This is a genomic window from Rhodoferax sp. (assembly GCF_023700745.1).
Lineage (GTDB): Bacteria > Pseudomonadota > Gammaproteobacteria > Burkholderiales > Burkholderiaceae_C > Rhodoferax.
The window spans coordinates 48,630-64,442 of record NZ_JAMPYG010000013.1 but is presented as its reverse complement, the minus strand read 5'-3'; the positions used below and the strand labels follow the sequence as shown (position 1 = coordinate 64,442).

16 protein-coding genes and 1 other RNA gene are annotated in these 15,813 nt (G+C 60.2%); 6 read left to right on the top strand and 11 right to left on the bottom strand.

Annotated elements, in window-relative coordinates:
- Nucleotides 1–3 precede the first annotated feature (3 nt).
- The 9 genes from NDJ10_RS11160 to NDJ10_RS11120 form a co-directional block, all read right to left on the bottom strand.
- Nucleotides 4–930 (bottom strand): rhodanese-related sulfurtransferase, encoded by a 927-nt coding sequence (locus NDJ10_RS11160; RefSeq protein ID WP_296162191.1) that lies wholly within the window; start codon nucleotides 928–930, stop codon nucleotides 4–6.
- 59 nt (nucleotides 931–989) lie between these two features.
- Entirely contained in the window at nucleotides 990–2,354 is a 1,365-nt protein-coding gene (locus NDJ10_RS11155) for an MBL fold metallo-hydrolase (protein ID WP_296162189.1), read from the bottom strand.
- Between the two features lie 102 nt (nucleotides 2,355–2,456).
- Nucleotides 2,457–3,590, bottom strand: a complete 1,134-nt coding sequence (dnaJ, locus tag NDJ10_RS11150) for a molecular chaperone DnaJ (protein ID WP_296162187.1) — start codon at nucleotides 3,588–3,590, stop codon at nucleotides 2,457–2,459.
- A 100-nt stretch (nucleotides 3,591–3,690) separates the two neighbouring features.
- Nucleotides 3,691–5,637, bottom strand: a complete 1,947-nt coding sequence (dnaK, locus tag NDJ10_RS11145) for a molecular chaperone DnaK (RefSeq protein WP_296162185.1) — start codon at nucleotides 5,635–5,637, stop codon at nucleotides 3,691–3,693.
- 129 nt (nucleotides 5,638–5,766) lie between these two features.
- Nucleotides 5,767–6,342, bottom strand: a complete 576-nt coding sequence (gene grpE / locus NDJ10_RS11140) for a nucleotide exchange factor GrpE (protein WP_296162183.1) — start codon at nucleotides 6,340–6,342, stop codon at nucleotides 5,767–5,769.
- Nucleotides 6,343–6,509: 167 nt separating this feature from the next.
- Nucleotides 6,510–6,860: an FKBP-type peptidyl-prolyl cis-trans isomerase gene (locus NDJ10_RS11135; RefSeq protein WP_296162181.1), complete on the bottom strand. Its 351-nt coding sequence runs from the start codon at nucleotides 6,858–6,860 to the stop codon at nucleotides 6,510–6,512.
- Between the two features lie 33 nt (nucleotides 6,861–6,893).
- Complete coding sequence (locus NDJ10_RS11130; RefSeq protein ID WP_296162179.1) at nucleotides 6,894–7,205, bottom strand: winged helix-turn-helix transcriptional regulator; 312 nt, start codon at nucleotides 7,203–7,205, stop codon at nucleotides 6,894–6,896.
- A gap of 207 nt (nucleotides 7,206–7,412) precedes the next feature.
- An RNA gene (gene ffs / locus NDJ10_RS11125) (signal recognition particle sRNA small type) lies at nucleotides 7,413–7,509 on the bottom strand.
- Nucleotides 7,510–7,527: 18 nt separating this feature from the next.
- Nucleotides 7,528–7,866 carry a YegP family protein gene (locus tag NDJ10_RS11120; RefSeq protein ID WP_296162176.1) on the bottom strand — a complete coding sequence of 113 codons (339 nt, stop codon included), beginning with the start codon at nucleotides 7,864–7,866 and terminating at the stop codon, nucleotides 7,528–7,530.
- 109 nt (nucleotides 7,867–7,975) lie between these two features.
- Between NDJ10_RS11120 and dnaX the strand changes: the two genes are divergently transcribed.
- The 3 genes from dnaX to recR all read left to right on the top strand — a co-directional run bounded on the left by dnaX (nucleotide 7,976) and on the right by recR (nucleotide 10,919).
- Nucleotides 7,976–9,802, top strand: a complete 1,827-nt coding sequence (dnaX, locus tag NDJ10_RS11115; RefSeq protein WP_296162173.1) for a DNA polymerase III subunit gamma/tau — start codon at nucleotides 7,976–7,978, stop codon at nucleotides 9,800–9,802.
- Between the two features lie 99 nt (nucleotides 9,803–9,901).
- Entirely contained in the window at nucleotides 9,902–10,234 is a 333-nt protein-coding gene (locus NDJ10_RS11110) for a YbaB/EbfC family nucleoid-associated protein (protein WP_296162168.1), read from the top strand.
- Between the two features lie 94 nt (nucleotides 10,235–10,328).
- On the top strand, nucleotides 10,329–10,919 hold the full coding sequence (recR, locus tag NDJ10_RS11105; protein ID WP_296162166.1) for a recombination mediator RecR: 591 nt from the start codon (nucleotides 10,329–10,331) through the stop codon (nucleotides 10,917–10,919).
- A gap of 5 nt (nucleotides 10,920–10,924) precedes the next feature.
- Here recR and NDJ10_RS11100 read toward each other — a convergent pair whose 3' ends face one another.
- Both NDJ10_RS11100 and gloB read right to left on the bottom strand, forming a co-directional pair.
- Entirely contained in the window at nucleotides 10,925–12,472 is a 1,548-nt protein-coding gene (locus NDJ10_RS11100) for a transglycosylase SLT domain-containing protein (protein ID WP_296162164.1), read from the bottom strand.
- Entirely contained in the window at nucleotides 12,469–13,236 is a 768-nt protein-coding gene (gene gloB, locus NDJ10_RS11095; protein WP_296162162.1) for a hydroxyacylglutathione hydrolase, read from the bottom strand. The genes NDJ10_RS11100 and gloB overlap by 4 nt, the downstream gene beginning before the upstream one ends.
- Between gloB and NDJ10_RS11090 the strand changes: the two genes are divergently transcribed.
- The 3 genes from NDJ10_RS11090 to NDJ10_RS11080 all read left to right on the top strand — a co-directional run bounded on the left by NDJ10_RS11090 (nucleotide 13,235) and on the right by NDJ10_RS11080 (nucleotide 15,808).
- Nucleotides 13,235–13,999, top strand: coding sequence for a methyltransferase domain-containing protein (locus tag NDJ10_RS11090; protein WP_296162160.1), 765 nt, complete (start codon nucleotides 13,235–13,237; stop codon nucleotides 13,997–13,999). The two genes, gloB and NDJ10_RS11090, sit on opposite strands and share 2 nt — an antisense overlap.
- 24 nt (nucleotides 14,000–14,023) lie before the next feature.
- Nucleotides 14,024–14,473: a ribonuclease HI gene (gene rnhA / locus NDJ10_RS11085; RefSeq protein WP_296162239.1), complete on the top strand. Its 450-nt coding sequence runs from the start codon at nucleotides 14,024–14,026 to the stop codon at nucleotides 14,471–14,473.
- 123 nt (nucleotides 14,474–14,596) lie between these two features.
- Nucleotides 14,597–15,808: an efflux RND transporter periplasmic adaptor subunit gene (locus NDJ10_RS11080; protein ID WP_296162158.1), complete on the top strand. Its 1,212-nt coding sequence runs from the start codon at nucleotides 14,597–14,599 to the stop codon at nucleotides 15,806–15,808.
- Nucleotides 15,809–15,813: the final 5 nt, after the last annotated feature.

Genomic DNA, 15,813 nt, shown 5'->3' with positions numbered 1-15,813 from the left:
CGTTTACTTGCACGCCCCAACCCAGTCCAGTCCGCGCGCTTTGGCCAGGCCCCATTGGCGCTTGCGTTCGCGGGCGCCGGCTTTTTGGCTGTCGCTGGTCACAGCGTGGCAGCGGGCGCAGCTGACGCCGTCCTCAAACAGCGGCGACAACTTGTCGGCCTCGCTGATCGGCATGCGGCAAGCACGGCACAGGCCATAGTCGCCTACTTCGAGTCCGTGACCGACTGACACACGTTCGTCAAAGACAAAGCAGGCTCCTTGCCATAGGCTTTGCTCCGGTGGCACCGTTTCTAGGTATTTCAGAATGCCGCCTTCAAGGTGGTAGACCTCATCGAAGCCCTGCGCACGCAGCAGCGCCGTGGATTTTTCGCAGCGGATGCCACCGGTGCAAAACATCGCCACTTTCGGTTTTTTGCCGCTGGCCGGGTTCAGTGCAGCCGTCTGTTCGACCCATTGCGGCAGTTCCGAAAAACTGTCGATGTGCGGATTGAGCGCGCCGGCGAAGCTGCCAATGTCCACCTCATAGTGGTTGCGGGTGTCAACTACCACCACCTCGGGGTCAGAAATGAGCTGGTTCCAGTCGGCTGGTTTGACATAGGTACCCGCCAGTTTGGCCGGGTTGGCCTCGGGTACCCCGAGCGTGACGATCTCACGTTTCAGGCGTACCTTCATGCGGTAGAACGGCGCCTTGTCCGACCAGGCTTCCTTGTGCTGCAGGTCGGCCAGTCGCGGATCCTGGCGCAAATAGGCCAGTACCGCGTGCACGCCTTCGGCCGGGCCGGCAATGGTGCTGTTGATACCCTCGGTGGCCAGCAAAATCATGCCTTTGACGCCGTGTTGCTGGCAAAACGCCAGCAGGGGTTCTTTCAGCGCTGTGTAGTCGGGCAGCTCGACAAATTTGTAAAAGGCGGCAGTCAGGAATTTCGACATGGATTTTTTTAGAGGAACTTGCGGGTCAGACCACTCGCGCAGCGATGTGCTCCCCAACATTATGATGGCCAGGTGGAGCCGTGCTCGGGCACCACGGCACGCCAGCCCAGTTCATGCTTGATGCGGCTGCGCATCGTATCGGCCGGACCCGCTTCGCCATGTACCACATAGACCTGGTCAGGTGGCTCGGGCATGGTGCGCAGCCAGGCCAGCAATTGGTTGGCATCGGCATGGGCTGAAGCGGATTCGAGTTGCACCACTTCGGCGTTCACCTCGACATCGCGCCCGTGGATGCGTACCGACTTGGCACCACTGGCCAGCGTGGCACCGCGTGTGCCGGGGGCCTGGTAGCCGGTCAGGATGATCATGTTGCGGTGGTTGCCGGCGTAGTGGGCGATGTGGTGCAGCACGCGCCCGCCGGTGGCCATGCCGCTGGCCGACAGGATCACCATGGGACCGTGACGACTGGCCAGGGCCTTGGATTCATCGGTGCTGTTGATCATGGTGGCGTTGCGCGTCAGCGCACGCGTGTCCTGGTGGCTCAGACGGTGCTCACCGGGGTGGTCTTCAAACAAACGGGTGGTGTGCACAGCCATCGGGCTGTCCAGGAAAACTGGCAGCGAGGTTGGCAACTCACCCTTGATTTTGAGCAGGTGAATGGCGTGCAGCAAGGCCTGGGCACGGCCCACGGCAAACACCGGCACCACGGCCACGCCACCACGTTTGGCGACACGCTGCAGGGCAGGCGACAATTCGGCAGGAATATCTTCCCTGGGGTGAATCCTGTCGCCGTAAGTGGACTCGATCAGCACGGTGTCGGCTTGTGGCGCGGCATCGGGCGGGCTCATGATGAGGTCGTCCGGTCGGCCCAGGTCGCCAGAGAACAGGATACGCCGGCCAGCCATTTCGAGCAGGATGCTGGAGGCACCCAGGATGTGCCCGGCCGGACTGAAAGTGGCCTTCCAGCCGGGCATAGGACTGAAGGTCTTGTCAAATTCAACCGCCTTCAACAACGGCAGCGCATCGAGCGCGTCCTGGCGCGTATACAGGGGCAGGGCAGGGGCGTGTCTGGAAAAGCCGTGACGGTTGGCAAACGCCGCGTCTTCTTCCTGGATGTGGCCGCTGTCGGGCCACAGGATGCGGCACAGGTCACGCGTGCCCCGGCTGGCGTACACATGGCCGGTAAAACCCTCCTTGGCCAGCAGGGGCAGGTAGCCGCTGTGGTCGAGGTGGGCATGGGTCAGCAACACCGCATGGATCTGATCGGGGGCTACCGGCAGCGGTGCCCAGTTGCGCAGGCGCAATTGCTTGTAGCCCTGGAACAGGCCGCAGTCCACCAGCAGGCGCTTGCCATCGTGCTGCACCAGGTACTTGGAGCCGGTCACGGTGCCGGCCCCGCCCAGGAAGGTGATGGTGACACTCATTATTCGCTCTCCTTGTGTTGTCCAAACAATAAAGCCACGCCGTTGTCACACAACTGCGTGGCTTTATTTTGAACTTTTTAAAGGTCGATCAGGCGATAAATATCAACTGAAAAAGCTTTTCAGCCGATCGGTCCAGGTGTCGCCAGTGGGCGAGTGCTTGCTGCCCCCCTTTTTGAAGGATTCGTCGAGCTCGCGCATCAGCTTGCGCTGGTGTTCGGTCAATTTGACAGGGGTTTCAACCAGAATGTGACAGTACAGGTCGCCGGGGTAGTTCGAGCGCACGCCCTTGATACCTTTGCCGCGCAAGCGGAACTGCTTGCCGGTCTGGGTGCCTTCAGGGATGTCGATGGCTGCCTTGCCTTCGAGCGTGGGCACGTCGATTTCTCCGCCCAGCGTGGCCGTGATGATGCTGATTGGTACCGAGCAGTGCAGGTCGTCGCCGTCGCGCTCGAAGATGTCGTGCTTTTTCAGGCGGATTTCAATGTACAGGTCACCTGGTGGCCCACCATTGGTACCGGGCTCGCCGTTGCCGGCACTGCGGATCCGCATGCCGTCGTCGATCCCCACCGGAATCTTGACTTCGAGGGTTTTCTGCTTCTTGATCTTGCCCTGGCCATGGCAGGCGGTGCAGGGCTCGGGAATGACCTTGCCTGCGCCGCGGCAGGTGGGGCAGGTTTGTTGCACACTGAAAAACCCCTGGCGCATTTGTACTGCGCCCGAGCCACCGCAGGTGCTACAGGACTTGACCTGGGTGCCTGGTTTGGCGCCGGTGCCATGGCAGGTGTCGCAGTTGTCCCAGCTGGGAATGCGGATTTGCGCGTCCTTGCCTTTGGCCGCTTCTTCCAGCGTGATCTCCATGGCGTAGCTCAGATCGGCGCCACGGTAGACCTGCCGGCCGCCGGCACGGCCGCCCCGTTGCTGGCCGAACATGTCACCAAAAATGTCACCAAATGCCTCGGCGAACCCGCCATAGGCTTCTCCGCCCGCGCCGCCGCGCATGTTGGGGTCGACCCCGGCAAAGCCGTGCTGGTCGTAGGCCGCCCGCTTTTGCGGGTCGGACAGCATTTCGTAGGCTTCCTTGGATTCCTTGAATTTTTCTTCGGCCACTTTGGCAGCATCACCCTGGTTGCGGTCAGGGTGATGCTTCATCGCGTGTTTGCGATAAGCCTTCTTGATTTCTTCGTCCGAGGCGTTTTTGGGAACACCCAGCACTTCGTAGTAATCTCTTTTGGACATGGTCTGGTCTTGCCTGATGTCAATGCAAACGCCGCGGTGAACTTTTCAAGGTTCAGCGCGGCGCACGCAGACGGTTTAAAAACAGCGTGAAAACAAGTGCTTAAGGCTTCTTGACTTCTTTCACTTCGGCGTCCACCACGTTGTCGTCGGCCTGGGTCGATCCACCCTGGGTGCCGGCTTGACCGGCGTCGCCGGCCTGCGCGCCTTCAGCCGCCTGCTTGGCTTGCATGTCGGCGTACATTTTTTCGCCGAGTTTCTGGCTTACCGTCATGAGGGCAGCGCTCTTTTCGTCAATGGCGGCCTTGTCGTCGGACTTGAGGGCATCTTCAAGCTGCTTGATGGCTTCCTCGATGCTGGCTTTCTCGGCAGCGTCGATCTTGTCACCGTATTCGGTCAGGCTTTTCTTGACGCTGTGCAAGCTGGCATCGGCCTGATTTTTGGCTTGCACCAGTTCCAGTTTGCGCTTGTCATCGGCCGAGTTGAGTTCAGCATCCTTGACCATTTGCTGGATTTCAGCTTCGGTCAGGCCGGTGTTGGCCTTGATGGTGATCTTGTTCTCTTTGCCGGTGCCCTTGTCCTTGGCGCCCACATGCAGGATACCGTTGGCGTCAATGTCAAAAGACACCTCGATTTGCGGTGTGCCGCGTGAAGCGGGCGGAATGCCTTCGAGGTTGAACTCGCCCAGCAGCTTGTTGCCGGCAGCGATTTCGCGCTCACCCTGGAACACCTTGATGGTCACGGCCGGCTGGTTGTCGTCGGCGGTCGAGAAAGTCTGGGCAAACTTGGTCGGAATGGTGGTGTTCTTGGTGATCATCTTGGTCATGACACCGCCCAGGGTCTCGATGCCCAGGCTCAAGGGGGTCACGTCGAGCAGCAACACGTCCTTGCGGTCACCACTGAGCACCTGGCCCTGGATGGCAGCACCCACAGCCACGGCTTCGTCGGGGTTGACGTCCTTGCGCGGCTCTTTGCCAAACAGCTCCTTGACCTTTTCCTGCACCTTGGGCATGCGGGTCATGCCGCCGACCAGAATCACGTCATTGATCTCGGAGGCAGTCACGCCGGCGTCCTTCAGGGCGATGCGGCAGGGCGCGATGGTGCGCTCGATCAGCTCTTCCACCAGGCTTTCCAGCTTGGCGCGGGTGAGTTTGATGTTCAGGTGTTTCGGGCCCGAGGCATCGGCGGTCACGTAGGGCAGGTTGATGTCGGTTTGCGAGCTGCTGGAGAGCTCGATCTTGGCTTTTTCGGCAGCTTCTTTCAGGCGCTGCAGGGCCAGCACGTCTTTGCTGAGGTCCACGCCTTGTTCTTTCTTGAACTCGGCAATGATGAAGTCGATGACGCGCTGGTCAAAGTCTTCGCCGCCCAGAAAGGTGTCGCCGTTGGTCGACAGCACTTCGAACTGCTTCTCGCCATCGACATCGGCGATCTCGATGATCGACACGTCAAAGGTGCCGCCGCCGAGGTCATACACCGCAATCTTGCGGTCGCCTTTTTCATTCTTGTCCATGCCAAAGGCCAGCGCGGCAGCGGTGGGCTCGTTGATGATGCGCTTGACGTCGAGGCCGGCAATGCGGCCGGCGTCCTTGGTGGCTTGGCGCTGGGCATCGTTGAAGTAGGCGGGGACGGTAATGACGGCTTCGGTCACGGTTTCGCCCAGGTAGTCTTCGGCGGTTTTCTTCATTTTGCGCAGAATGTCGGCGCTGACCTGCTGGGGTGCCATGCGGTTGCCGCGCACTTCGACCCAGGCGTCGCCGTTGTCGGCGGCGGCAATTTTGTAGGGCATCAGGTCAATGTCTTTTTGGACTTCTTTTTCAGTGAACTTGCGGCCAATCAGGCGCTTCACGGCATACAAGGTGTTCTTCGGGTTGGTCACCGATTGGCGCTTGGCCGAGGCCCCCACCAGCACTTCGCCATCTTCCTGATAGGCAATGATGGACGGTGTGGTGCGCGCACCCTCGGCGTTTTCAATCACTTTGGCGGTGTTGCCTTCCATGACGGCAACGCAGCTGTTGGTGGTGCCCAAGTCAATACCAATGATTCTTCCCATGATGCTTCCTTAAATGTTGAGGCAGGTGCCCAGCTGTCGTACAACCGGTGCAAGAGCCCGTGAGGGTTTTGAAATTCGAATGTGGATAAGGTGTGGCTGCCGGCTGCCATTTCAAGCCGGGCAGTCGTTTTATTTTGCGGCGGCCACGGTCACCAGGGCCGGACGCAGCACGCGCTCGGCAATCAGGTAGCCCTTTTGCAGCACCGAGACCACGGTGTTGGCCTCCTGCTCCGAGGGCACCACGCTGATGGCCTGGTGCTGGTGCGGGTCGAACTTGTCGCCTGCTGCCGGATTGATGGCAATAACCTTGTTGCGCTCCAGTGCTGCGATCAGCTGGCGCAGCGTGGCCTGTGAGCCTTCGCGCAATTGCTCCAGCGTCGCCTCCTTGATGGCCAGACCCGCCTCCAGACTGTCGACCACGGGCAGCAGGCTGTCGGCAAACGACTCCAGTGCAAACTTGCGTGCCTTGGAGATTTCGTCTTCGGCACGGCGCCGGGCATTTTCAGTGTCGGCCTTGGCGCGCAAATACTGGTCTGCCAGATCGTTGCACTTGGCTTGAAGCAGGACCAAGTCAGCCTGACAGCTTGCCAGGGTCTGCGTTTCCAGTTCAGGCAAGGCCGAATCGGTGCTGGGGGCGTCAACGGGGCTGGGCGTACCGGCCGTGGAAGGTTGGGAGCCGGGTGGGGTCGTGCTAGGGTGGGTCATGCAGGTGTGAATGGTTGTGAAACAACAAGTTTTTGAGAGATTGGGCTGAGAACCTCTTTTGCAAGGGCATCCGGGCAAAAAATGTGACAAACCTGTCAAGGCAGAAAAAAGCGGACCAAAAAAGCCCGCTGCTTCATTTGGCCGCCCGGGCGGCCGATCGCCCCGGCTTAACCGAGGTTTAGCAACTCAACGTCAAATTTGAGGGTGGCATTGGGCGGAATCACACCGCCAGCGCCGCGTGCACCGTAACCCAGTTCAGGGGGGATGATGAGGGTGCGTGCGCCACCCACTTGCATGCCGGCCACGCCTTCGTCCCAGCCCCTGATCACCATGCCGGCGCCCAGGCGGAACACAAACGGATCGCGGCGGTCCTTGCTGGAGTCAAATTTGGCGCCTTGTACGCCGTTCTGGTAAAGCCAGCCGGTGTAGTGGACGGTGACATTTTGGCCAGCTGTAGCCACGGCACCGCTGCCCAGAATGGTGTCTTCGATAGTGAGGCCAGAAGCAGTTGTAGTCATGGGATATGAAGGGTGGTTGAGAAAAAATGTATTTTAAGCCTTGGCCGGGGCTTGGCTGGCCACCCATTTATTGGCAAAAGCTGCCAGATCGCCCATGCGCTTGAGCAGATCAAGGCCCAGGGGCGTGGCCAGGTAGCCGTCGCTACCGTGGTCGAGGAATCCTGCGGCCCGCAATTCCTTGATGCGGGTGTTCAGCGTGTTGGGCGTGATGTTGCCGACGCTGTCCTGCAGGATGCGAAAGGTTTGCGGATGCCCGTCTTTCAAGGCCCACAACACCCGAATGGCGTAACGTGACTCCAGCAGGCTCAACAATTGACCAATGGCAATATTGTCTTTGGAAGTCATGAAACTTGTCTCCAGGAGGCGTGCGTAGTTGAAAGACCTGATGGGCCACAAAAGCAAACAGGAAATCAGGTATTTTGTTGCTTTTTACTCTAAAACTATAGCGTAAATTCGGCCTGTGCTACAGGTTTTACAGTTAAAAGGCAAAGGGACGGATCACGGGGTCTTACCCGGTTTGCACCGCTCGAAGACCGAGATGATCTCAATGAGGGTGACGAGCCTTGACCCCGGCACTGGCTCCACAGTTAGGGCTGCTTGGTTCCCCACCTGACCCGGTTGGCCGCTTCACCATGCGGGAAGGCTCGTCGTCGTCAATTGTAAAGCCTTATGCCCCTGTCAGATCGTTTGTGGGGGCTCCCGGGGCGTTGCTCTTGACGGAGGCAATGCCATTCTCGCGTGAGGCTTCTGAGGAATACATTTCGCTGCGTCCAATGACCTGGCCGTTGGCTGCCTTCAGGCTGAAATAAGGCTGACCGGAGGTGGACTCGGCACGGACAAAGCGCTCGTCCACGGCTGCGTTGGTTTTGCACGATTCAATACCCTGGGTGGCGTCGGTCTTGGATTCGTACATCTGGCTGGTCAGAATGACCTGGCCATTGCCCGCTTTCAGATTAAACAGAAACTTTCCATTTTTTGATTTGCTGATTTCAAATTTACCTGCCATGGTACTTCTCCTTCAAAGTTGTCAAATTGGATGGACTTACCGGTCAGGCATTTGACGACGCCTCCGGAACAAGGAGTTTACGGGTTATATGGCCCTTTAGAATCAGGAAATGTCATACCTTGTGCTCGCCCGCAAATACCGCCCTCGCAACTTTACCGAAATGGTCGGGCAGGACCACGTGGTGCAGGCCCTGACCAATGCGCTCATCACCCAGCGTTTGCACCACGCCTACCTGTTTACCGGTACGCGTGGCGTCGGCAAGACGACCGTCTCGCGCATTCTGGCCAAGTCACTCAACTGCCAGGGTGCGGACGGCCAGGGTGGCATCACAGCCACGCCTTGCGGTGTCTGCCAGGCCTGCACCGATATCGACAGTGGTCGTTTCGTCGACTACACCGAGCTCGATGCGGCCTCCAACCGGGGCGTGGACGAGGTCCAGGCGCTGCTGGAGCAGGCGGTGTACAAGCCGGTGCAGGGGCGCTTCAAAGTCTTCATGATCGACGAAGTGCACATGCTCACCAACACGGCGTTCAACGCCATGCTGAAAACGCTGGAAGAGCCGCCCGAGTATCTGAAGTTTGTTCTGGCCACCACCGACCCGCAAAAAGTGCCGGTGACGGTGTTGTCGCGCTGTCTGCAGTTCAATTTGCGACCGATGGCGCCAGAGACCATCCGTGAGCATTTGCAAAAGGTGCTGCACCAGGAGCAGGTCAGCTCCGACCTGCCGGCGCTGCGTTTGCTGGCCCGTGCCGCACGCGGCTCCATGCGCGATGCGCTCAGCTTGACCGACCAGGCCATTGCTTTTGGTTCGGGGGTTTTGCAGGAAGCTACGGTGCGCCAGATGCTGGGTAGTGTGGACCGCTCGTATGTGTTCCGTTTGCTGCAGGCGCTGGCTCAGGGCGATGGCAAAACGGTGGTGGAGACCTCGGAGGCCTTGCGCACCCACGGCTTGAGTGCCGCCTCGACGCTGGAAGAAATGAGCGGCGTGCTGCAGCGTATGGCGGTGTTGCAGGCCGTGCCTGACAGCGCCCAGGATGACAGTGACCCTGAACTTGCTGAAATCTCGCTATTGGCGACGCTGATGCCGGCCGATGAAACCCAATTGCTCTACAGCATCTGTCTGCACGGACGCAATGAACTGGGTTTGGCGCCCGATGAATATGCCGCCCTGACCATGGTCCTGCTGCGTCTGCTGGCGTTCAAACCCGCGGTGACCGGTGGCGCCACACAGGAAAAAAAAACGCTGAAAATTGCACCCCATTCCAGCGTTGAGCCGCCGGCCCAGCTGCCGAGATCCAGGTCAATGCCACCGCAAGCAACGCTGGTCGTTCCCGTAGCGCCGGTACCGGCTGTCACGCCGCTGGTCCCGCCCGCTGCCGTCACTCCCCATGGCCAGCGTTTACCGGTGCGCGACATGCCAGGAAGGCAGACGCCAGCTCCCGTCTCACCGGACCCTATCCCGCAGACCGCAAAGATTGAAGCCGTCATGGTGCATGAGCAGCCAGACTCCAGGCGCGATGTGCCGCTTGAACGCGTGGCGGCAGTGCCAGGCAGTCCGGAGGGCGATTTTTGGTACAGCACGGTGCAGGCCCTGATTGCATCCGAGGCCATTGGTGCCATGGTGCGGGAACTGGCTTTGCAGTCGCAACTGGTGGCGCGTGACAGTGACCAGTGGTTGTTGCGCGTGGAACGTGAGTCGCTCAACCAGCCGGGCAGCCGCGAGCGTTTGGCGGCGGCCCTGGCCACGGCAGGCTACCCGGTGAGTCTGGTGGCGGAGGTCGGGCGTGTCACCGACAGTCCGGCCAGGCGCAACGCCGCTATGGCGGCACAAGCCCAGCTGGTGGCTGAAAAAATCGTTTTCGATGACCCCTTGGTGCAGTCGCTGATGCGTGATTTTGGGGCGAAAATCGTTCCCGGCAGCATCAAACCGGTGTGAAGGATTGCTTCACACCGTGATCTTTATCTGTGCCGGCTGAGCAGGGCATGTGCCCCGGCACTTTTTCAATAGACGATTTAAATCAAACAAGGAAATCCCATGTTCAACAAAGGACAACTCGCCGGCCTCATGAAACAAGCGCAGGCGATGCAGGACAACATGAAAAAAGCCCAGGATGAATTGGGCAATATCGAGGTCACGGGCGAGTCGGGTGCGGGCCTGGTCAAAGTCACCATGACCTGCAAGCATGATGTGAAACGCGTCACCATCGACCCCAGCTTGCTGGCCGACGACAAGGACATGCTCGAAGACCTGGTGGCAGCGGCCTTCAACGCCGCGGTGCGCAAGGCCGAGGAAACTTCAGCTGAAAAAATGGGCAAGATCACCGCCGGCATGCCAGGCCTGCCCGGCGGCATGAAGTTTCCTTTTTGAGGTATTGTGGGAAAGACCGCAGTGACGCGAAGCGCACAAGCTCTGTCCCCAACTGATCAAGACGACGACCGAGCGAGCGTGATTTCGACTACCCATGGCTGACACCAATGCGCTAGAAGCACTGATCCAGGGACTGCGACGCCTGCCGGGCGTGGGGGTCAAGTCGGCGCAGCGCATGGCATTCCATTTGCTGCAGCATGACCGTGCCGGGGCACAAGCGCTGTCGATGGCATTGGCGCATGCGACACAGGCGGTGCAGCATTGCGAACGTTGCCATACCTTTACCGAAGCCTTGGTCTGCGCCACCTGTCAGGACATCCGCCGCGACGTTAGCAAATTGTGCGTGGTGGAAACCCCGGCCGATCAGTCAGCGATGGAACGCACCGGTGCCTACAAGGGGCTTTATTTTGTACTGATGGGCAAACTCAGCCCCTTGGATGGCATCGGCCCGCACGACATCGGCCTGAAAAAGCTGTTCGACCGGGCGCTGGACGGCAGCGTGCAAGAGGTCATTCTGGCGACCAATTTCACGGCCGAGGGCGAGGCCACGGCCCATGTCATCAGTGAAGGGCTCAAGGCCCGGGGTCTGCACCTGACGCGCCTGGCGCGCGGCGTGCCGGTGGGCAGCGAGCTTGAATACGTGGATCTGGGCACCATTGCCCATGCGCTGCTGGACCGCCGCTGAGTCGTTTACTGGCGAGCCAGCTTGACGGGTTTGTTTCGGGCTGCTGTCCTGGCTGGCGCGCGCTTGACCGTTTTGGCAACGGCCGTTTTGCTGCGCACCTTGGCGCTGCGCACAGGGCGGGCCTTGGCTGGCAAGTAAAGCACCACCGATTGACCCCGTTTGAACGTGGCCGACGTGCTCACCTTGTTCCAGTTTGCAAGTACCTGGGCACTCACGCTGAAGCGCCTGGCCATACTGGCCACATTGTCTTTTTTGCCCGCCTTGACCACGGTTCTTTTGAGTACCACGTCGGGCGCCAGGGTCAAATAGCCGTTGTTGGCGACATGGGCGGTGACATCATTGTTCATGCTTGCCGAGCGGCGCACCAGCAGGGTTGATCCGGCCCGAACCCGCATCCGCGGCGGAATCTTGTTGACGCTGCGCAATTCGGCTTCGCTCATGCCGACATGTTTGGCTGCATCCGCCGGACTGAGGGTGGTGGGGGCGACCCAGGCGGTCCAGTTGGCCAGACGGTCTCCGGTGTAAGCGGTCAGGTTATTTTGAAAGCGCTCGGCGTTGTCCCAGGGCAGCAGAATCTGGGAGTTGCTGGCTGCCAATAAAACCGGTTTGCTGGCCGATGGGTTGAGCGCCCGAAAGTCGTCCAGTGGCACCCCGGCGAGTTCGGCTGCGAGCGCGACGTCGATGTCGCGCTCAATCTCGACGCTCTGGAAATAGGGGTGGTTGCCGATCTCCGGCAGTACCACCCTGAAGGATTCAGGGTGGGCCACAATGTTTTTCACGGCCTGCAGTTTCGGCACGTACAAGCGGGTTTCCATGGGCATGACGAGATCGTCATAGCTGGTGCCCGTGCCGGTCTGTCTGGCTTTCTTGATGGCCCGCTGCACGCTGCCTTCGCCCCAGTTGTAGGCTGCCAGCGCCAGATGCCAGTCGCCAAACATGCGGTAAAGTTTTTGCATGTAGTCGAGCGCGGCGCGGGTGGATTCGATCACGTCGCGGCGGTCGTCGCGAAACATGTTCTGTGTGAGGTCAAAGTACTTTCCCGTGGCCGGCATGAACTGCCACATGCCGGCGGCCTTGGCGCTGGAGACGGCCTGTGGGTTGAATGCGCTCTCAATAAACGGCAACAGCGCCAGCTCACTGGGCATGTCGCGCCGCTCCAGTTCCTCGACGATATAGAACAGGTATTTGCTGCCGCGTTCGGTCATGCGCGCCACGTAATCGGGGCGGCTGCTGTACCAGAGTTCGCGTTCGCGCACCAGATCGTTGTCAAGGTCGGACATGGCGAAACCACGGCGCACACGTTCCCACAGGTCGGCCGGCGGCAAGAGGGACTGGACGGTGCGTGAGCGCAAGGCAGGGTCGCTGGCCAGCGGTTTGAGACCGCCGCCCGGATAGACCGCTGCGCTGCTGTCCGTGGCATAAGGCACGCTGGTGGTCGTGCTGCCAGCCGAAATGCTCGTGGTGACCGATGTGTTGTCGGCGGGAACGGACGTCGCACAGCCGGCCAGCCAGAGGCTTGACAGCAAGGCTAGCGCGTAAAAAAGTTGTTTCAAAATTTGTCTTTCCAGGTTCGCAGGGTGGCAAACACAGCGACAGGGTCGTCTGCATTGGGATCGATCTGCTGCACCGCATGGGCCACCTTGGGCAAATGGGTGCGTAAAAAGGGGTTCACGGCTTTTTCAAGACCGATCGAGGATGGCAGCGTGGGCAAAAGCTGCTGGCGCAGTGTCCTGGCACGTGCCTGGTAAGCCTGCAAGTCGGTATTGTCGGGCTCAACGGCAAGCGCAAAACGCAAACTGCCTAAAGTATATTCATGGGCGCAACACACGCGGGTGGCCTCCGGCAAGGCCGCCAGCCGTGTCAAGGAGGCCAGCATTTGCCCGGGTGTGCCTTCAAACAGGCGCCCGCAACCGGCGCTGAACAAGGTGTCACCACAGAACAGCACGGGGTCTGCATCAGGTATCTGGCCCCAGTAGGCAATGTGCCCGGCGGTATGGCCCGGCACCAGCAGCACCTCAAAACGCAGTCCGAGTGGTGTGATGGTGTCGCCGTCGCCCAGTCTCTGCAGCGGCTCGGGCATGCGCTCGGCCGCGGGGCCATACACTTGTGCGCCGGTGTTCTGGCGCAGGACCTCAACCCCGCCGGTGTGGTCGCCGTGATGGTGCGTGACTAAAATCGATTCCAGTGTCAGCCCATCTCGTGCCAGGGCAGCCAGCACGGGTTGGGCATCCCCAGGGTCCACCACCAGGGCCCGACGTTCGTCGTGCAACATCCAGATGTAGTTGTCGTTGAAAGCAGGTATTGGAATTAACTTCATGGCTGAACAAATTATAGGTTTGCACGAATGGATGACGACACCGCCCGGGGCTTACCTGCTGGCTTGGGAGCGTGCGCAAATGGCTGCGGTGGTGGCCAATGTGTTCGGTTTCCATGCCCTGCAACTGGGTTTGCCTGAACTCGATGCGCTGGCCGCCAACCGCATGCCGCACCGCTGGCTGGCCACTGAAACACCCCATGACAAAGCCGCTTTCGTCAGCGACTTTGCCGCACTGCCTTTTCCTGCCAACAGCCTCGATCTGGTGGTGCTGCCGCACGCCCTGGAACTCACCGCAGACCCGCATACCGCCTTGAATGAAGTGGCCCGGGTGCTGGTGCCCGAGGGGCGGGTGGTAATTTGCGGTTTTAATCCCTTGAGCCTGTGGGGCTTTCGCCAGCAACGGGCGCATCTTTACCGGCGTCTGAGCATGAATCGGCTGTTTTTGCCACAGGCGGGTGAATTCATTGGTTATCGGCGCTGCCGCGACTGGTTGCGCCTGCTGAGCTTTGAGATTGAGGCTGAACACTTTGGCTGTTACCGGCCGGCTTTTTCCAGCGCACCCTGGTTGCAGCGTTCTGCCTGGCTGGACCCGGTCGGAGCGCGTTGGTGGCCGTTCTTGGGCGCAGTGTATTGTTTGGTGGCGGTCAAGCGGGTGCGTGGCATGACATTGCTCAACCCGGCCTGGAAACCGGCACGGATTTTGGCCAATGCACCGGTGTCGATCGCCAACAGTTCTGGCGCCAGCAAATCCGAATATTTTTAACCCATGAAGGATGAGGTCAAGTTTTTGAATCCGATTGACATATACACCGATGGTGCCTGCAAAGGCAATCCGGGCCCGGGCGGTTGGGGCGTGCTGTTGAAATCTGCCGATGCCCAAAAAGAGCTCTTTGGTGGCGAAATGGGGACCACCAACAACCGCATGGAGATGATGGCCGTGATCGCGGCACTGTCCGCCTTGAAGCGTCCTTGCCGCGTCACGCTGCACGTTGACAGCCAGTACGTGCTCAAAGGCATGACCGAATGGCTGCCAGGCTGGAAGGCGCGCGGCTGGAAAACGGCCAACAAGGCACCGGTCAAGAATGTGGATCTGTGGCAACGCCTGGATGCGCTGGTCAACAACGGTACCCACCAGATCGAGTGGCGCTGGGTGCGCGGTCACAATGGCGACCCCGGTAACGAGCGCGCCGATGAATTGGCCAATCAGGGAGTGGCAATGGCACTGCGCCAGCGTTGACCATGCGCCAAGCTGCAGCAAGTGAAGTTTGGGTAAAAGGTGGCCCCTCGTCCGACCGGTTACCCTGTGTGCCGCTAAAGTACGCCACGTACATGTTCCAGTGGCTTTGATTAGAAAAATTTTATGGCTTCTAAATCTTCTTTCGCAGCAGTGGCTGTTGTGGGTATCGCTTTGGCCGGTGCTGCGGCCTGGTGGCTGCAGTCGCGCCCGCTGGCACCGACCACCATCTCGGGCGCCGGCAGCAGTGAGGCCAAGCCGTCTGGAACTGGCCCTGGCACATCACGGATTGTCGGGGTAGAAGTTGCCAAGGTGGTGAAGCAGGCGTTGCGCGACGATGCCCAGGCCGTGGGCAGCTTGCGCGCCCGCCATAGCGTGATGCTGCGTCCCGAATTGGTGGGGCGCATCATTGCGCTCAACTTCAAGGATGGCGGCCCGGTGCGCAAGGGGCAAATCCTGGTGCAGTTTGACGACCAGTTGCAGCAGGCTGAAGTGCAGCAAATGCAGGCCCAGCTGGCCATTGCCCAGGCCAGCTTCAAGCGCACCCAGGAACTGGTTGCCGAGAAATTTCTGGCTCAGCAAACGCTGGACACCAGCGCCGCCAATTTGAAGGTGGCGCAGGCCCAGCTGGCTCTGGCGCAGGCCCGGCTCAACCGCATGGCGGTGCGCGCACCGTTTGATGGCACGGCCGGCATCCGCCTGGTGAATGTGGGTGATTATGTGAAAGACGGTGCCGATCTGGTGGCGCTGGAAGACACGCGCCAGATGTTGGTTGACTTTCGCTTGCCCGAACGCGTGGGTAGCAAAGTCAGACCCGGTCAGACGGTCGAAATGACGCTGGATGCTTTGCCGGGAAGCAACTTGACGGCACAGGTGGAGGCCATTGACCCGCTGCTGGATGCCAGCGGGCGCTCGGTGGGGGTGCGTGCGGTGTTGCTCAACAGCGGCAAGGCGGGTCAGCCGCAGGCCTTGCGCTCGGGCATGTTTGCCCGGGTCACCACCGTGTTTTCCGTCAATGCATCGGCGTTGGTCGTGCCAGAAGAAGCCATCGTGCCCCAGGGTAACAAGCAGTTTGTCATCAAGCTGGTGGCGCCGCCGGACGCTAACGCCATGCCACCCGAGAGCAAGTTTGTCTCGCAACGGCAGGAAGTGACGCTGGGCGTGCGCCGCCAGGGCAAGGTGGAAATTGTGCAAGGTCTCGACCTGGGCGACACCGTGGTGGTGGCAGGCCAGCAGCGGTTGCAAAAAGACGGTTCACCGGTGCGCATTGTCGAGCTCGGCAAGCCGGCTGGCCAAGCGTTAGCTGCCGCCGCTCCCGTTGCGTCAGCCAGTCGCTGATTCGC